The sequence below is a fragment of the Hoeflea sp. BAL378 genome, assembly GCF_000759435.1.
In the GTDB taxonomy this organism is placed as follows: Bacteria; Pseudomonadota; Alphaproteobacteria; order Rhizobiales; family Rhizobiaceae; genus Hoeflea.
Window position 1 is genome coordinate 1 of sequence record NZ_JRJG01000017.1, and the last position, 15,431, is coordinate 15,431.

Annotated in this window: 17 protein-coding genes; 6 read left to right on the plus strand and 11 right to left on the minus strand. The window is 67.3% G+C overall.

Features of this window, described 5'->3' with window-relative positions:
- Nucleotides 1–77: 77 nt before the first annotated feature.
- Nucleotides 78–821, plus strand: coding sequence for a sulfate transporter family protein (locus LL06_RS05605; RefSeq protein WP_035523427.1), 744 nt, complete (start codon nt 78–80; stop codon nt 819–821).
- 57 nt (nt 822–878) lie between these two features.
- On the opposite strand, the gene LL06_RS05610 is transcribed toward LL06_RS05605, so the two are convergent.
- From LL06_RS05610 to LL06_RS05620, 3 genes are all read right to left on the minus strand, one after another.
- A complete protein-coding gene (locus tag LL06_RS05610) occupies nt 879–1,340 on the minus strand; it encodes a DUF411 domain-containing protein (RefSeq protein ID WP_035523430.1) in 462 nt (153 codons plus the stop codon).
- Nucleotides 1,341–1,502: 162 nt separating this feature from the next.
- Nucleotides 1,503–1,874 carry a hypothetical protein gene (locus LL06_RS05615; RefSeq protein WP_152599506.1) on the minus strand — a complete coding sequence of 124 codons (372 nt, stop codon included), beginning with the start codon at nt 1,872–1,874 and terminating at the stop codon, nt 1,503–1,505.
- 125 nt (nt 1,875–1,999) lie between these two features.
- The gene (locus LL06_RS05620; RefSeq protein WP_035523435.1) at nt 2,000–2,425 is read right to left on the minus strand and encodes a VOC family protein; all 426 of its coding nucleotides are present in this window, start codon (nt 2,423–2,425) and stop codon (nt 2,000–2,002) included.
- A gap of 82 nt (nt 2,426–2,507) precedes the next feature.
- Between LL06_RS05620 and LL06_RS05625 the strand changes: the two genes are divergently transcribed.
- A complete protein-coding gene (locus LL06_RS05625) occupies nt 2,508–3,080 on the plus strand; it encodes a TetR/AcrR family transcriptional regulator (protein ID WP_035523438.1) in 573 nt (190 codons plus the stop codon).
- A gap of 392 nt (nt 3,081–3,472) precedes the next feature.
- Here the strand turns inward: LL06_RS05625 and nth are convergent, their stop codons facing one another.
- Entirely contained in the window at nt 3,473–4,240 is a 768-nt protein-coding gene (nth, locus tag LL06_RS05630) for an endonuclease III (protein ID WP_035523568.1), read from the minus strand.
- Nucleotides 4,241–4,330: 90 nt separating this feature from the next.
- Between nth and LL06_RS05635 the strand changes: the two genes are divergently transcribed.
- Both LL06_RS05635 and LL06_RS05640 read left to right on the plus strand, forming a co-directional pair.
- The gene (locus LL06_RS05635) at nt 4,331–4,801 is read left to right on the plus strand and encodes a DUF2244 domain-containing protein (RefSeq protein WP_035523441.1); all 471 of its coding nucleotides are present in this window, start codon (nt 4,331–4,333) and stop codon (nt 4,799–4,801) included.
- A gap of 130 nt (nt 4,802–4,931) precedes the next feature.
- Nucleotides 4,932–5,816 carry a bifunctional helix-turn-helix domain-containing protein/methylated-DNA--[protein]-cysteine S-methyltransferase gene (locus LL06_RS05640; protein WP_035523444.1) on the plus strand — a complete coding sequence of 295 codons (885 nt, stop codon included), beginning with the start codon at nt 4,932–4,934 and terminating at the stop codon, nt 5,814–5,816.
- A gap of 9 nt (nt 5,817–5,825) precedes the next feature.
- On the opposite strand, the gene LL06_RS05645 is transcribed toward LL06_RS05640, so the two are convergent.
- The 7 genes from LL06_RS05645 to LL06_RS05675 form a co-directional block, all read right to left on the minus strand.
- Nucleotides 5,826–6,461, minus strand: coding sequence for a 2,3-bisphosphoglycerate-dependent phosphoglycerate mutase (locus LL06_RS05645; protein ID WP_035523447.1), 636 nt, complete (start codon nt 6,459–6,461; stop codon nt 5,826–5,828).
- Between the two features lie 29 nt (nt 6,462–6,490).
- On the minus strand, nt 6,491–7,300 hold the full coding sequence (dapB, locus tag LL06_RS05650) for a 4-hydroxy-tetrahydrodipicolinate reductase (protein WP_035523571.1): 810 nt from the start codon (nt 7,298–7,300) through the stop codon (nt 6,491–6,493).
- A gap of 17 nt (nt 7,301–7,317) precedes the next feature.
- Complete coding sequence (locus LL06_RS05655) at nt 7,318–9,147, minus strand: ABC transporter ATP-binding protein (protein WP_052161242.1); 1,830 nt, start codon at nt 9,145–9,147, stop codon at nt 7,318–7,320.
- Between the two features lie 104 nt (nt 9,148–9,251).
- The gene (locus tag LL06_RS05660; RefSeq protein WP_035523450.1) at nt 9,252–10,277 is read right to left on the minus strand and encodes a glucokinase; all 1,026 of its coding nucleotides are present in this window, start codon (nt 10,275–10,277) and stop codon (nt 9,252–9,254) included.
- A 76-nt stretch (nt 10,278–10,353) separates the two neighbouring features.
- Complete coding sequence (locus LL06_RS05665; RefSeq protein WP_035523454.1) at nt 10,354–10,731, minus strand: methylglyoxal synthase; 378 nt, start codon at nt 10,729–10,731, stop codon at nt 10,354–10,356.
- Between the two features lie 141 nt (nt 10,732–10,872).
- Nucleotides 10,873–11,934: a penicillin-insensitive murein endopeptidase gene (mepA, locus tag LL06_RS05670; RefSeq protein ID WP_035523457.1), complete on the minus strand. Its 1,062-nt coding sequence runs from the start codon at nt 11,932–11,934 to the stop codon at nt 10,873–10,875.
- Nucleotides 11,935–12,058: 124 nt separating this feature from the next.
- Nucleotides 12,059–13,924, minus strand: coding sequence for a hypothetical protein (locus LL06_RS05675; protein ID WP_161784937.1), 1,866 nt, complete (start codon nt 13,922–13,924; stop codon nt 12,059–12,061).
- A 93-nt stretch (nt 13,925–14,017) separates the two neighbouring features.
- Between LL06_RS05675 and LL06_RS05680 the strand changes: the two genes are divergently transcribed.
- Nucleotides 14,018–15,049 (plus strand): glycosyltransferase, encoded by a 1,032-nt coding sequence (locus tag LL06_RS05680; RefSeq protein ID WP_052161244.1) that lies wholly within the window; start codon nt 14,018–14,020, stop codon nt 15,047–15,049.
- Nucleotides 15,046–15,429, plus strand: coding sequence for a GtrA family protein (locus tag LL06_RS05685; protein ID WP_035523460.1), 384 nt, complete (start codon nt 15,046–15,048; stop codon nt 15,427–15,429). The genes LL06_RS05680 and LL06_RS05685 overlap by 4 nt, the downstream gene beginning before the upstream one ends.
- The last annotated feature ends 2 nt before the right edge of the window (nt 15,430–15,431 follow it).

The window sequence follows — 15,431 nt, forward strand, 5'->3', positions numbered from 1 at the left end:
ACCAGCCCGGGCAACGGGATCCCTGCCAAGCCCGACCGCGGCGCCGGGTCCGGGCCGCGAGACGAAGGAAGCCAGCGATGATCATCGAAGCCGCCCGGCAGGGCGGATCCAACCTGTTCTCGACCGCCTCGCGGTCGGTGCTGTTCAAGTCGCTGGGCCTGACGATCCTGCTGCTGGCGGGCCTGTGGTTCGGCCTGGGCGAGCTGTTTTCGCTCACCGCCATGCCCTGGCTCGAAGACCTGCTTCCTGGCCTGCCCGACTGGGCCGGATGGGCCGGCACGGTGGCGGCGATCATCGCCGGCGTCGGGCTGGCGCTGGTGCTGGCGCTGTTCGTGGCGCCGGTGACGGCGGCGATGGCCGGCCTGTTCCTCGACGACATCGCCGAGGTGATCGAGATCCGCGACTATCCCGGGGATGCGCCGGGGACGCCGATGCCGCTCGGCCAGTCGATCAGGCAATCGCTCGGCTTCCTCCTGGTGGTGGCGCTCGGCAACCTGCTTGCCCTGATCCTGCTGCTGGTGCCGGGCATCAACCTGGCGGCGTTCTTCCTCGTCAACGGCTATCTGCTGGGGCGGGAATATTTCGAATTCGCGGCCATGCGCTTCATGAGCCCGGCCGAGGCCAAGCAGCTCAGGGCGCGCAACTCGACGACGATCTTCTTCGCCGGCCTGATCATCGCCGCCTTCCTGTCGGTTCCGCTCCTCAACCTGCTCACGCCGATGTTCGCGGCCGGCATGATGGTGCATCTCTTCAAGATGATCGCGGCGCGGAACGGCTTAGCCGCCTCCCGCGGCTTCGAAGGCGCCCCCTCCCCCAGATGATTGGCCCCAGATGATTGGCGCCGGCGGCCGAAACCGCCGGCACTTTTCCGGTACCGCCTAGTCGCGGCCGGCCTCGTAGTAGACCACCGGCGCGTCCGATTGCCTGCCGGTGAAGGCGTAGACATCGTAGCGGGCGTCTTCGTCCTCGCCCATGCCGAGCGATCCCGACGGCATGCCCGGCGTGGCCAGACCGCGGTTGTCCGGCAGCTCGGCCATCAGCTTTTCGATCGCCTGCAGAGGCACGTGGCCTTCGAGCACATAGGTCCGGCTGCCGAGATCGAGACTGGCCGTGTGGCAGCCCTCCATCTCCGGGCTGACGCCGGCCTGCTTCTTGACCATGGTCAGGTCCTCGATGTCGTGGGTGGTGACCTCGTAGCCGGCCCTGGCCATGGCCTGGGTCCAGTCCTCGCAACAGCCGCACCACGGCGTCTTGTAGACGGTCATGGCCTGGGCCGCGGCAGCCTGGGCGGCAAAGAGGCTGAGGAGGGTGGCAAGTGCTGCCCGTGTGATCGTTTTCATGTCGAATGTCCTTGTCGTTCCGATTCGGCGACGGCCACCTGCCGGTCATTCCCGGGCGGATCAGGCCAGTCGCGTGGCTGTGCGTGCGGCGAAACCGGCGGGCAAGTCCCGCCCGGGTCGCGGCGTTCTTCTCCGGCCTCCGCGCGGGGACCGGGAGGCGCCTCAGGCGGCGATCGGAGGTCGGAAGGGGAAATGCGGGGTGATGCGGGTGGCGGCGTCGCCGGCCGGCGCGACGAAATCCGCCCGCCGCAGCGGTTCGAAACCGCTGGTGGCGGCGATCGCCAGCAGGCAATGAAGATCGCAGGCCGCGCCGTGCCCGGCCCTGTGCTTCCTGTCGGATCCGGGGCAACAATCGCCCGGGGCCCCGGGCTGGTCGGCCGCGGGCATGCTTTCGGCAAGCGTGGCCATGGCCTGGGCGCTTTCATGCCGCATCGCCTGCGCATGGGCGGCAGCGCCGCCATGGCTTGAGAACGCCGGCACGACGAAGGCCAGGCTGACGGCGACGAGCATGAGTGTGGCGATCCAGTTTCGCATGAGCTCTGGATATTCCGGATTCACGGGCGGTTCCAGATGGCCCGATGTCGCATGGGCGGCAAGGCTATCTGATGCCAGGCGGGTGCGCCTGCACGCCCGCGGTACGGGTGTGCATCTGCCCCCGGTCAGGCCGGCAGGGCCGAAGTGTCGTAGAGGGCGGCGAAGGCGGCGCTTGGCGGAATCGGCTTGATGATGTCGATCAGCACGCCGTTCGGATCGGCGGTAATGAAATGGCGCTGGCCGAAGTCCTCGTCGCAGATCTCCTTGAGAATCGGCAGGCCGGCGCCGCACAGATCTCCATAGATCCGATCGACGTCCTCCACCTCGAAATTGAGGATGAGCCCCGAGGCCATGCCGCGCGCCTGGGGCGGGATCGTCTCATGCCGGCCGTCGAGGATCGCCAGGTTGACGCGCTCGTCTTCCTTCGATTGCAGATGGACGTACCAGTCGCTGGAGAACAGCGGCTGGAAGTCGAAATGGCGCTCATAGAACGCGGCCGTGGCGGCGACGTCGCGGGTCATGATGACGGGGTAATAGCTGGTGGATTTCATCTTTGCAGGCTCCTCTCTTTAACATACAGTCTGTCTGTATCTGATTAATTACAAACATACAGTATGTATGTAAAGAGGAAAAATGCGTCGATCGAACAAGGACCGCTCCGAAAGCATGCGCCAGGCACTGATGGATGCCGCGCGAGCGCTGTTCATCGAAAAGGGCTATGCGGAAACCGCGACGCCGGAGATCGTCGCCCTGGCGGGCGTCACGCGCGGCGCGCTCTATCACCATTTCGAGGACAAGAGGGCGCTGTTCCGCGCCGTCATCGAGCGCGAGGCGGCCGAAGTCGCGGCCGACATCGAAGCTTCGGCGCCGGACGGCGGGAGCCCACGCGACGCGATCCTCAACGGCACCCGCGCCTATTTCGACGCCATGGCGAGGCCCGGACGCACCCGACTTCTGCTTCTCGACGGGCCAGCGGTGCTGGGGATGGAGTTGATGCGCGCGATCGACACCGAGACCGCCGAAGCGAGCCTCGTGGTCGGCCTTGGTGCGCTGCTGTCGGGCACGCGCAACAGCGGCAAGGCAGCCATGCTCGCCGTACTTCTCTCCGCAGCCTTCGACCGGGCGGCGCTGGCGATCGAGGCGGGCGCGGACCGCCGCGCCTGCGAGGAGGCCATCGCGGCGCTTATCGACGGGCTCATGAGATGATCCTGCAAATGCCGGTCATGCGGTGAGACCACCGACCGGGATGATTTCGGGCGAGAGCGGGGCCAGCGGCCCGCCGCTTGAGTCTCCCATCCAGCGGTGCACTTCGAGACCCGCAGAGGCGATTGCGTCAGCGATCTGCACTTGACCGCGATGGCCGCGCAGAGCGCCTGCTGGCCCTTTAACGTCAGAAGGCACTGGAAGGCGTGATCGGTCATCGGCACGAGATCGAAGGTCTCGCCGGGACGGACCTCGCCAGAGGCTACGGCCAGTTCTCCCGTGCCGCAGCCGAGATCTCGCACCGATGTCGCCTCCCGGGCCAGCGCCGGGCAGTAGTCCTTGTCAGTATTCACGGGTTGTCCGCGTCGTGGAAGAGCGGCTCGGTGTCGGCGGTCTCACACCACCTGCGCCGGAAGCTCGACCAGCGGCGCGGGTACGTCGCAGGTCTTCTCGAGCGACTTGCAGATGTCGGCGATGACGCAGCGCTCACACTCGGGCTTGCGCGCCTTGCAGCAGTAGCGGCCGTGCAGGATCAGCCAGTGGTGGGCGTGAAACAGGTACTCCTCCGGGATGATCCGCAGGAAGGCGGCCTCCACCTCGTCGGGCGTCTTGCCGGGCGCGATCCTCAGCCGGTTGCCGATGCGGAAGACATGGGTGTCGACGGCGAGCGTGGGCACGCCGAAGGCCATCGACATCACCACATTGGCGGTCTTGCGGCCGACGCCGGGCAGCGTCACCAGCTCCTCGCGGCTGAGCGGCACCTCGCCGCCGAACTCGTCGACCAGCTTTTGGGAGAGCACGATCACGTTTTTCGCCTTGTTGCGATAAAGCCCGATGGTCTTGATCAGGTCGCGCACCCGTTCCTCGCCCAGCGCCAGCATCTTTGCGGGCGTGTCGGCCAGCGCGAACAGCGCGCGGGTGGCTTTGTTGACGCCGGCGTCGGTGGCCTGGGCCGAGAGCGCCACAGCCACCAGCAGGGTGAAGGGATTGACATGCTCGAGCTCGCCCTTGGGCTCGGGCCGCTGGATGGAGAAGCGGCGGAAGATCTCGTGGATCTCCTCCGCACTGTAGGGAATCCTGGCGCGTCGTGGCTTGGGCCTGCGAACGGACACCGGCGTGGCGCCGGCCGGCGTCTTCGCCTGGGCGGCTGAAGCGCGCGGCATTTTGGCGGATCTCGGGGTCTTGGGCTTTTCCATTCTATCCCTATAATCATCCGGGAGGGACGATGGCAATCGACTGAGACGGGAGCCCCGATGAACGACGAACCCCTGTTTGAGGCGGTGCTGAGCCCGCACCGGTCGCTGGGACGCACCGGCTTCATGATCCTGATGACGATCGCGACCGTCGTCACGCTGGTGCACATGGCCATCTTCGTGCGCATCGGCGCCTGGCCGATCTTCGCGTTTTTCGGGCTCGACCTGGCGCTGCTGTTCGGCGCCTTCTGGCTGAGCTACCGCTCGGGCCGCATGCGGGAGTTCATCCGCATGTCGCGCACAGATCTCAATGTGCGCAAGGTCTCGCCCTCGGGACGCACGGTCGAGCACCGGTTCAACCCGTTCTGGGCGCGGTTCAGCATCGCCCGGCACGAGGAGATCGGCATCACCGAGATGCAGATCACCGGCCAGGGGCGGCGGACCGACGTGGGCGGGTTTCTCAATCCCGGCGACAAGGAAAGCTTCGCCTCGGCCTTCCAGCGGGCGCTGGCAACCGTCAAGCAGCGCTGAGGCGATTATCCGCACGGAGTGTTTCGGGTGGCGGTGCTTGCTGCAGCGTGATTGAGTGCGCTGACGATGCACAGTGCCGCAGCCGGCCCTAGCCCCTATCCCCAGGCACGGCGCTGCAGGGAGCCAGACCATGAATATGACCGCACAGCTTGACCGCGACATCACGCCGAAGGGCGACGACTACGATCTCGTCCGCAAGACGATCGAGCGGATCTCGCTCGATTACCAGGCCCAGCCGTCGCTCGAGGACATCGCGTCGGATCTCGGCGTTGCGCCCGCGCGGCTGCAGAAGACCTTCAGCCGCTGGGCGGGGCTCACGCCGAAGGCGTTCCTGCAGGCAGTCACGCTCGACCACGCCCGCCGGCTGCTCGGCCACGAGGGCCTGCCGCTGCTCGATGCGAGCTTCGAGCTCGGCCTGTCCGGGCCGGGGCGGCTGCATGATCTGTTCGTCACCCACGAGGCGATGAGCCCGGGCGATTTCAAGACCGGCGGCGCCGGGCTTTCGATCCGCTACGGCTTCCACCCCTCGCCCTTCGGCACCGCGGTGATCATGGCGACCGAGCGCGGGCTGTGCGGCCTCGCCTTCGCCGATCCGGGCGAGGAGAAGGCGGCGCTCGAGGACATGACCCGGCGCTGGCCGGGCGCACGCTTTGCGCCGGATCAGGAAGCGACCGCGCCCTATGCAGGCCGGATCTTCTCGCCGGAGCAATGGAGCGCCGACCAGCCGCTCAGGATCGTCATGATCGGCACCGATTTCCAGGTCCGGGTGTGGGAGGCGCTGCTCAGGATCCCGCTCGGCGCCGCCTCGACCTACCAGGACGTGGCCCGCGCCATCGGCAAGCCCTCGGCGTCCCGCGCGGTCGGCGCCGCTGTCGGGCGCAACCCGATCTCCTTCGTGGTGCCCTGCCACCGGGCGCTCGGCAAATCCGGCGCGCTCACCGGCTATCACTGGGGCATCACCCGCAAGCGGGCGATGCTCGGCTGGGAGACGGGGTGTCTGCAGAAGAGCGCCTGACCGCCGCGATCAATGCGCCTTGGACATGTCGCCCAGGACGTCCTTGGAGGCCACGGTGGAATCGGCGTTGAGCTTGTAGACCATCGGCACGCCGGTCGCGAGGTTGACCGAGAGGATCTGCTCGCGGTCGAGGCGGTCGAGCACCATCAAGAGCGAGCGCAGGGAATTCCCATGGGCGGCGACCAGAACGGTCTCGCCGCGCAGCACGCGCGGCAGAATCTCAAGCATGTAATAGGGCCAGACGCGGGCGCCGGTGTCCTTCAGGCTCTCGCCGCCAGGCGGCGGCACGTCATAGGAGCGGCGCCAGATGTGGACCTGCTCCTCGCCCCACTTCTTGCGCGCGTCGTCCTTGTTCAGCCCGGCGAGGTCGCCATAGTCGCGCTCGTTGAGCGCCTGGTCGCGGATGACCTCGAGATCGGTCTGGCCGATGCCCTCCAGGATCAGGTCGAGCGTGTGCTGGGCGCGGATCAGGACCGAGGTGAAGGCCACGTCGAACCTGAGGCCGGCAGCCTTGAGGGCCGCGGCCCCGGCCTTGGCCTCCTCGATGCCGAGGTCCGTGAGGTCCGGATCCTTCCAGCCGGTGAACAGGTTCTTGAGGTTCCATTCGCTTTGGCCGTGGCGGACGAGGACGAGCGTTCCGGACATGGTGATTTCCTTTGTTCAGGCGGTTTGAATTACTGGCCGGAAAGGCCGAGCACGTCGAGCATGGAATAATAGCCCGGCTTCTGGTGCCGCGCCCAGAGGGCGGCGCGGATTGCGCCGCGGGCGAAGATCGAGCGGTCGGTGGCCTTGTGGCTGAGTTCGATGGTTTCGCCCTCTCCGGCGAGGATGACCGAGTGCTCGCCCACCACCGAGCCGCCGCGCAGCGTGGCGAAACCGATCGCACCGGGTTCGCGCGGACCGGTGTGGCCGTCGCGGACCCGGACCGAATGCTGGCCGAGACCGATCCCGCGGCCTTGGGCGGCGGCTTCCCCGAGCAGCAGCGCCGTGCCCGAGGGCGCGTCGACTTTGTGGCGGTGGTGCATCTCCAGCACCTCGATGTCCCAGTCGGCCGCCTGAAGCGCGCGCGCCGCCTGGCGCACCAGCACCGACAGCAGATTGACGCCGAGGCTCATGTTGCCGGATTTGACGATGCGGGCGTGGCGCGAGGCCGCCTCCAGCCTGGCCTCGTGGCTCGCATCCATGCCGGTGGTGCCGATGACGTGGACGATGCGCGCCTGTGCCGCCAGATCGGCGAATTCGAGCGTGGCGGCGGGCGCGGTGAAATCCAGCACGCCCTCGGCTGCCGCGAAGGCCGGCAGCGCGTCATCGCTGATCAGCACTCCGTTCGGCCCGAGACCGGCCAGTTCGCCGGCGTCGCGGCCAAGGGCTGCGGAACCGGGCCGTTCAATGGCGCCGGCGAGATGCACGCCGTCGATTTCGGCGATCGTGCGCACCAGCGTCTGCCCCATGCGGCCAGCGGCGCCGACGACGATCAATCCCATGCTTGCCGATGCTGTGGTCATGCCTTGCCTCCTTCAACTTCCGCGTCTGTCTTGTCCGTGGCGGCCGGGGCCGGCTGGGCTCCCACCTCGCTGATCGCCTGCAGGCGGGCGTAGAGCCCGTCCCTTGAGGCCGACAGGTCGGCGTGGCTGCCGATCTCCACCACCCGCCCGGCCTGCATGACGACGATGCGGTCGGCCCGGGCGATGGTCGAAAGCCTGTGCGCGATCACCAGCACGGTCCGGTTGCGCATGGCGCTTTCCAGCGCCTTCTGCACCGCGGCCTCGGATTCATTGTCGAGCGCCGAGGTGGCTTCGTCCAGGAGCAGGATCGGCGCGTCGCGCACCAGCGCGCGGGCGATGGAGATGCGCTGGCGCTGGCCGCCCGACAGGTTGACGCCGTTTTCGCCCAGCGGCGTGTCGTAGCCCAGCGGCTGGGCCAGGATGAAGTCATGCGCATTGGCGAGCCGCGCCGCGTCCTCGATCTCGGCATCGCTGGCGTCGGGCCGGGCGTAGCGCAGGTTCTCGCGGATCGTCCCCTCGAACAGCCAGGGCTGCTGCGAGACATAGGCGATCTGGCGGCGCAGCGACTTCTTGGTCACCGTGGCGATATCGACGCCGTCGACCAGCACCTGCCCCGCGGCGGGATCGTAGAACCGCGGCACCAGCGAGATCAGCGTCGACTTGCCGGCGCCGGAGGGGCCGACGATCGCCGTGGTCTTTCCGGCCTCGGCGGTGAAGCTGACATCGTCGAGGACGGGGATGCCCTGGCCATAGCCGAAGGAGATGTTGCGGAACTCGATGCCGGCGCGCTCGATGACGATGTCGGCCGCGCCGGGCAGGTCGCCCTGCGTCGGCTCCTCGTCGAGGATCTCGTAGATCATCCGGGCGTTGACGACGGCGCGCTCGAGGTTGATCTGCAGCCGCGCCAGCCGCCGCGCCGGATCATAGGCGAGCAGCAGCGCGGTGATGAAGGAGAAGAACGCGCCAGGCAGGACGTCGCCATAGATCGAGCGGAATGCGGCGTAGGCGATGACGCCGGAGATCGCCAGGCCGGCGACGATTTCGGTGAGCGGCGAGGTCCGTTCGGTGAGCCGGGCGATGCGGTTGGAGCGCTCCTCGGCGGCCTTGATCAGCGTCGAGGTGCGCGCGCTGATCTGCTCCTCCATGGTGAAGGCCTTGACGATGGTGATGCCCTGCACGGTCTCCTGCATGGCGCTCAGCACGCGGCTGTTGAGATCGATCGATTCGCGCGTGGCGCTCCTCAGCCGCTTGGAGATGTAGCGCAGCGCCATGAGAATCGGCGGCGCGCCGAGAAAGACGATGAGGCTGAGGATCGGGTCCTTCGTCACCATGACCACCAGAAGCGCGATCAGCGTCAGCAGGTCGCGGGCAAAGGAGGTGATGGTGAGGTTCATCACGTCGCGGATGCCGGCGACGTTCTGGCTGATCTGCGCGGCGATCTGCGCCGAGCGGGAATCGCCGAAGAAGCTGACGCCGAGCGACATCAGGTGATCCACCAGGCGCTGCTGGTAGCGGGCGACGAGATTGTTGCCGACCTGCGCGAGTGCCACCGCCTGGCCGTAGGAGGCGGCGCCGCGGATGACGAAGGCCGCCAGCACCGAGCCGCAGATGAGCCAGATCACGTCGGCGTTCTTCTTGGCGAAGGCCTCGTTGATCACCGCTTCCATGATCCAGGCCATGAAGGCCGTGGTGGCCGCCACCAGGATCAGGCAGACCGCGGCGAACAGGTAGGTCTTGACGTAGTCGCGGCCGTTCTCACGAATGATCCGGCGGATCACCGTTGTCAGCGATTCCACATCCTGCTTGATGTTTCTGCTGCGCGCCAAATTCCATCACCCTTTAGAGCGCTCCGCAAAGACCGCCATGCCTCATTGAGCAGGATGTCCCGCCCCGATGTGTGCGGCTCTATAGCGGGTCCGAGCCCGTTTGCCTATGCTTTCCAGCGGCGGCCTTCGGTGGAAACGCCAAATCGCACCGGCGTGCGGGCATAGGCCGCAAGCCCCGACAGCGCCGCCAGCGGGTGGGTGATCACGAAGGTGGGGATCATCCGCAAAATGGCCGAATGCGGCGCCTTGTCCTCGAAAGCCTGGCGGAACCGGGGTTCGTTGAGCGCCGGGATGATCTTCTGGGCGATGCCGCCGGCGAGGAACACGCCGCCGCGGGCCATGAAGATCATCGCCAGGTCGCCGGCCACGCGGCCGAGATAGGTGACGAAGAGTTCGATCGCCTCCCGTGCCGCCGGATCCGAGCCGTCGCTCCAGGCCGAGGTGACCTCGGAGGGATTGGCGGCGACGGGCGGGGTGCCGTTGGCCTTGGAGACGGCGCGGTAGATGTTCATCAGCCCGCGTCCGCACAGCAGTTGCTCGGCGGAAATCCGACCCTCGATCGGTTCATAGAGCGGAAACAGCTCGTAATCGCGCGCCGTGCGCGGGCCCATGTCGATGTGGCCGCCTTCGCCCGGCACCGGGTACCAGGTGTGGCGGGCGTGGACGAGGCCGGCGACGCCGAGGCCGGTGCCGGGGCCGACCACGACGCGCGAGGTGGCGGGCCGGATCTCGCCGCCGCCGATCTGTTCGAGATATTCGGGCCCGAGCGAGGCCGCGGCCAGCGCCTGGGCCTCGAAGTCGTTGATCACGACGATGGTCTCGAAGCCCAGGTCGCGGATCATCACCTTGGGCTCGATCACCCAGTCGCAATTGGTCAGGTCGATCTCGTCGCCCTTGATCGGTCCGGCCACCGCCAGGATCGCCGAGCGCGGCTGCAGCGAGGTCTTGTCGAGCACGCCCGCCTGGATGGCCGCGTCGATGGTCGGATAGTCCGCCGTCGCCAGGATCGGAAACTGCTTCGGCTCGGCATTGGCGTCCATCAGGATGGCGAAGCGCGCATTGGTGCCGCCAATATCGCCGATCAGAATCGGGAAGGCCATGGGCTGGTCGGTATCGTAGTGAGTGGGCATGGTCGGGTCCCCGTCAGGCCTGATCTGGTTGCGGCGGGACCCGGCGGGCCCGCCATTTCGAAAGCAATCCGGCGGTCTATCCAAGCGCCGTGAGCAAGGTTTCAGCGGTGGCGCGGTTGAGCGCCATCGGGATATCGTAAACAATGGCGAGCCGCATCAACGCCTTGACATCGACATCATGCGGCATGGCGGTCAGCGGATCGACAAAAAAGATCACCAGGCCGACCTCGCCGGTGGCGATCAGCGCGCCGATCTGCTGGTCGCCGCCCAGCGGCCCGCTCTTGAGCCGCGTGATCTTCAGCTCCGGACAGGCGTCGGCAATGCGCGCGCCGGTGGTTCCGGTGGCGACGATCGGGAACCGCGACAGGGCCGGCTGATGGGACCGGGCGAATTCGGCCAGATCGTCCTTCTTCTGGTCGTGCGCGATCAACGCAATGGTCTTGTGAACGGTCATGACGTCCTGTCGTCTCAAGAAACCCGGCGCAACCCGCAGAATGCGCCGTTTCAATCGATTTGAGAACGAAGCTATAGCGGTTCCCTCTGTCAAGCGAAAGACGGCCGGTGATGAAATCTCGCCGATGCCGGGGCGCGGCCCTCACCGGACCGGCCTGGGCTCGGGGATCGGGATCCGCGCCGGCAGCGCGACCGGCGCGAAGGCCGATGCCGGCACCGCGCCGGCCGCCGCGGCCGCGGCGGGGACCGGCGTCAGGCCCGATCCGAAGGTCACCTGCGCCTCGGACGCGGGACCGGGCGCCTGGACCACCCCGGTGCAGGCGGCGGGAAGATCGGAGAGCTGCATCTCCGGCTTGGGCTTGGGCTTTTCGGCCTTCTTGTCGGGCTTCGCCGGTGCCCAGGGTGCGTCGGTGAACCACCAGGCCAGCGACTGGTCGCAGCCGTCGCCCCTGGACGGCGGCTCCTGGCTCTTGCAGCCGCTGGCGCCGGGCGGGCACTTGATGCGGATATGGAAATGATAGTGGTGGCCGTAATAGGGGCGCAGCTTGCCCATCGCCGACCGGTCGCCGGTCCACGTGTCGCAGAGCTTCTTCTTGATCCCGGGATGGATGAAGATGCGCTGGACCTCCGGATAGGACGCCGCCCGCATCAGCAGCCGCGCATGCGCCGGGGTCCAGATCCGGTCGTCGACGTAGAGCGAATCCTTCTTCAGCATCGAAGTCGCGGAGATGTCCTCGCGTTCCCTGCCGCTCAGGGTCCGGTTCGGCATCGGGGTCAGCCAGATGTCGGCGTCGAGACCGACCTGGTGCGAGGCGTGGCCCGACAGCATCGGGCCGCCGCGCGGCTGCGCGAGGTCGCCGACCAGAAGCCCGGGCCAGCCGTCCTTGGCCGCCGCGTCGCGCGACAGGCGCTCGACCAGCGAGACCAGATCCGGGTGGCCCCAGCGGCGGTTGCGCGACAGCCGCATGGCCTGCCAGGTGGGGCCGTCGGTTGCGATCGCCACGCCGCCGGCGAGGCAGCCCTTGGAGTAGAAACCGATGGCGCGGGCGGGCAGCACGGCCGGCAGCTTGGCCGCGCCGAAGATCTGCTTGGCGGACTGGCCAGCCAAAGCGGACGCCGGCAGCGCGGCGCCTGCCGCAGCCGCGATCAGCACGGCAAGGGCCGACTGGCGCAGGAAGGCCGCTGAGCGGCGGACATTGATCATGGGGCTCGACCTCCTGCGACGCATCCGCGTGAATGCGCAAATCATATCAAGCGAGTCTAGCGCGGGGATCGCTTCAAGAAAACACCTGGCTGGGCGGTGAGTGGAGCAGGCAAAGCCGGCGGCACTATGGCTTGACCCGGAACAGTTGCAGTGGCTGGTCCGCGGTCCCCGGCACCGGCTCGAGAAAATCCGGGACGATCCCCTTGCGCAGTTGCGCATAAAGGCCGTCGGGCGCCGCCGCCGCGTCGCTGCCCACCTGCGGGTCGCTGCTGCAGAAGGCGAGCACGGTGACGCCGGCGCCGCGCAGGAACTTGACCGAATCCGCCGGCCGCGCCATGGCGGCATGCAGTTCGGTGAGCATGCCGCCCTGGTTGCGGTGATAGGGTGCCGAGAGGACCCGATGGTCGGTGAAGCGCAGGATATGGGCGCCGAGATTGGAGGGGCCTGAGACGACGCCGACGGGCTCCCGCGCCAGCGGAGCCATGGCTTCGGCGTTGGTGCAGATCTTCTCCTCCCCGGCCGGCAACTGCCCCGCCTCCTGCCCCATCACCGTGTTGACGCCCATCGAGAGGAGGGCACCGGACAGGGCCCAGACAAAGGGCACTGCCGCGAAGGCGGTGGCGGCATAGGCAATACCCTTGCGCAGGTTCTTCGGATCGGCGTTGGAACGTGTCCGCAACTCGGCAACCAGTCCCGCGAGCGGGATCGCCGACAGCATGTTGGAGAACACCGCGCCGCGGACCTGGACCAGCGCAATGGCCCAGGACACAGCCAGCAGCGCCAGCAGCACCCCGTGGGCATGGACATCGCGGCCCTGCCGGATCCGGACAGCGCACAGGATCATGGCCAGGACCGGGACAAGATAGAAGCCGCCGCCGGTCCACGGCTCGATGCGCAGTTGGGCGAAGACCGACTGGGCTTCGGTGACATGGGTGAGCCACATGCTCACCAGCAGCGGATCGAGCGAACCCAGCGGATTGCCCAGGCATTGCGGCGCCGCCAGCAGCGCGAAGCCGGAGGTCGCCACGCCGACCAGCCCCAGCCCCGCCAGGCGCACGGCAAAGCCGCGCTCCGACAGGGAGGAGACGGCGAGGAAGAACAGGCCCGCGCCGATGACGCCGAGCGCATAGAACCCGGTCGACAGCGCGTCGCAGGCCACGATCCCATACTGCGCAGGCGGCACGGTGAGGAAGAACGCCGCGGTCAGGGTCGCGGCCATGGCGAGCGCAAAGGCCGAGGCCGCGTGCTTCATCGCGCCGCCGAGCCAGAGCCACTGCACCGCCACGATGGCGGCGACGACGACGATGTGCGGCGTCGTCTCCGCGCCGATAGCGATCGCCAGCGCCGCGGTCACGCCCGCCAGCGCATGGGCCGCGGGCGGGCGACCGGGCAGGATGAGGCAGGCGGCGATGGTGGCGATCAGCGCGAGCTGGACATTGTGGTGGTCGATCGCGCCCGGCAGGAAGCGGTTGATCGCCAGCACGTAAAGGAACGCCAGCGCGAGACCGATGACCCGTCCGGGGGGGCCGCCCACAACGCCGCCGCTCAGGGACAGGGCGTAGAACACCGGCAGCGCGGTCAGCAGCGGCCAGACGAGCAGCGCCGAAGCCTCGGCCATAAGCGGGCTCATGACCAGCGAGAACAGCAGGATCAGGCTGGCGATCGGCAGATCGACCAGCCGTGACCAGTGCATCGGGGTGCCGCCTTCCAGCCCGAGCCGGTACTGGGTGAGGTCGAACCAGCCCTGCCCGCCAAGGAGATCGCGCACCTGGACCAGGCGCATGACATCGTCATTGTCGGCGCCGACATAATCGACATAGGAGCTGAAATGCATCGCCGTCGTCAGGACGACGAAAAGGGCAAAGGCCATCAAGACCGGGAGATGAAGCGACGCCAGCGGATGGGTGCCGGGGGAGCGCGGCAAACGCTCCGGCGAGGCGAACCCGGCATCGCCGGCGGCCGGATCGGACTTGAGCAAGGGAAACTCCACCACACTTTCTGTTGTGCATTCAACCTAGCCTTAACCTTCTCAAGAAATAGTAAAGCCATGGGCGGACGCCGCCCTGAGCCAACGGGGACCCCCATGACCGACGCCATGTTCGACGACCTCGAGATCGCGGTGCTTCTGCCTTGCTACAATGAAGCGGCGACCATCGGCGATGTCGTTCGCGGCTTCCGCGAGGCGCTTCCGGGCGCCCGGATCTATGTCTATGACAACAATTCCAAGGACCAGACGGCACTCAGGGCCGCGCTGGCCGGCGCCATCGTCGTGCGCGAGCCGCGCCAGGGCAAGGGCCATGTGGTGCGGCGGATGTTCTCCGACATCGACGCCGACATCTTCCTGATGGCCGATGGCGACGGCACCTATGCGCCCGCCGACGGCCCGGAACTGATCCGCACGCTGGTGAGCGAGCGCTGCGACATGGTGGTGGGCACCCGCCGGGGCGTGACCGACGATGCCGGCCGCCGCGGCCATGCCTTCGGCAACACGATCTTCAACACGCTCTACAAGCAGATCTTCGGCGACGATTTCACCGACATCTTCTCGGGCTACCGCGCCTTTTCGCGCCGCTTCGCCAAGAGCTTTCCGGCCGTCTCGGGCGGGTTCGAGATCGAGACCGAGATGAGCGTGCATGCCTCCCAGCTCAAGCTGCCGGTGATGGAGCTGGCGCTCGATTACGGCCGGCGTCCCGAGGGATCGCACTCCAAGCTCTCCACCTTCAGGGACGGCGCCAGGATCCTGTGGATGTTCGCCATGCTGATGAAGGAGACGCGACCCTTCACCTTTTTCAGCTATCTCAGCGTTTTCACGCTTGCCATCTCGATGATGTTCATGGTCCCTGTGCTCAACGAGTATTTCCTGACCGGGCTGGTGACGCGGATGCCGACCTGGATGCTCGCCATGGCGCTGATGATGATGGCGTTGATGATCTTCACCGGCGGCGTTATCCTCGATTCGGTGGCGCGCGGACGGGCGGAGCAGAAGCGCTTTCATTACATGTCGATCGCGGCCGCGCGCGGCGAAGGACGAACAACTGCCAAGCCGGGTCAGCGCGCCTCCGATCGGGCCGAAGGCCTGCCTGAGGCACCCGAAGGGCACAAACTGGCTTCATGAAGAGAAAAATCAGTTTCTTCCTGTTCGCAGGCGCCATCGGCTTCGCGGTCGACATGGGCGTGCTCTGGCTTTTGCTGCAGTTCCGGCTCTTGGATCCGTTCAGCGGCCGCGTGCTCGCCATCGGGGCGGCGATGCTGTGCACCTACATGATCAACCGCACCTTCACCTTCGGCCGCTCGCACCGCAAGGTCAGCGTCGAGGGCGCGCGCTACGGCAGCGTCGGCATCGCCTCGGCGCTGATCAACTACACGGTCTATTCCGGCAGCCTGATCGCGTTTCCCTTCATCTCGCCCTATCTGGCGCTGATCCTGGGCTCCGGCTCGGCGACGGTGTTTTCCTATCTGGGCTATGACCGCTTCGTGTTCGGCGCGAAGAAGTAGCG

What these genes read in the sequence shown, in the direction of transcription:
- LL06_RS05665 (WP_035523454.1), bottom strand. Translation starts at nt 10,731, where the DNA reads ATGACCGTTCACAAGACCATTGCGTTGATCGCGCACGACCAGAAGAAG.
- LL06_RS05660 (WP_035523450.1), bottom strand. Translation starts at nt 10,277, where the DNA reads ATGCCCACTCACTACGATACCGACCAGCCCATGGCCTTCCCGATTCTG.
- LL06_RS05610 (WP_035523430.1), bottom strand. Translation starts at nt 1,340, where the DNA reads ATGAAAACGATCACACGGGCAGCACTTGCCACCCTCCTCAGCCTCTTT.
- dapB (WP_035523571.1), bottom strand. Translation starts at nt 7,300, where the DNA reads ATGGGATTGATCGTCGTCGGCGCCGCTGGCCGCATGGGGCAGACGCTG.
- nth (WP_035523568.1), bottom strand. Translation starts at nt 4,240, where the DNA reads ATGCCGCGCGCTTCAGCCGCCCAGGCGAAGACGCCGGCCGGCGCCACG.
- LL06_RS05605 (WP_035523427.1), top strand. Translation starts at nt 78, where the DNA reads ATGATCATCGAAGCCGCCCGGCAGGGCGGATCCAACCTGTTCTCGACC.
- mepA (WP_035523457.1), bottom strand. Translation starts at nt 11,934, where the DNA reads ATGATCAATGTCCGCCGCTCAGCGGCCTTCCTGCGCCAGTCGGCCCTT.
- LL06_RS05615 (WP_152599506.1), bottom strand. Translation starts at nt 1,874, where the DNA reads ATGCGAAACTGGATCGCCACACTCATGCTCGTCGCCGTCAGCCTGGCC.
- LL06_RS05680 (WP_052161244.1), top strand. Translation starts at nt 14,018, where the DNA reads ATGACCGACGCCATGTTCGACGACCTCGAGATCGCGGTGCTTCTGCCT.
- LL06_RS05620 (WP_035523435.1), bottom strand. Translation starts at nt 2,425, where the DNA reads ATGAAATCCACCAGCTATTACCCCGTCATCATGACCCGCGACGTCGCC.
- LL06_RS05635 (WP_035523441.1), top strand. Translation starts at nt 4,331, where the DNA reads ATGAACGACGAACCCCTGTTTGAGGCGGTGCTGAGCCCGCACCGGTCG.
- LL06_RS05640 (WP_035523444.1), top strand. Translation starts at nt 4,932, where the DNA reads ATGAATATGACCGCACAGCTTGACCGCGACATCACGCCGAAGGGCGAC.
- LL06_RS05625 (WP_035523438.1), top strand. Translation starts at nt 2,508, where the DNA reads ATGCGTCGATCGAACAAGGACCGCTCCGAAAGCATGCGCCAGGCACTG.
- LL06_RS05685 (WP_035523460.1), top strand. Translation starts at nt 15,046, where the DNA reads ATGAAGAGAAAAATCAGTTTCTTCCTGTTCGCAGGCGCCATCGGCTTC.
- LL06_RS05645 (WP_035523447.1), bottom strand. Translation starts at nt 6,461, where the DNA reads ATGTCCGGAACGCTCGTCCTCGTCCGCCACGGCCAAAGCGAATGGAAC.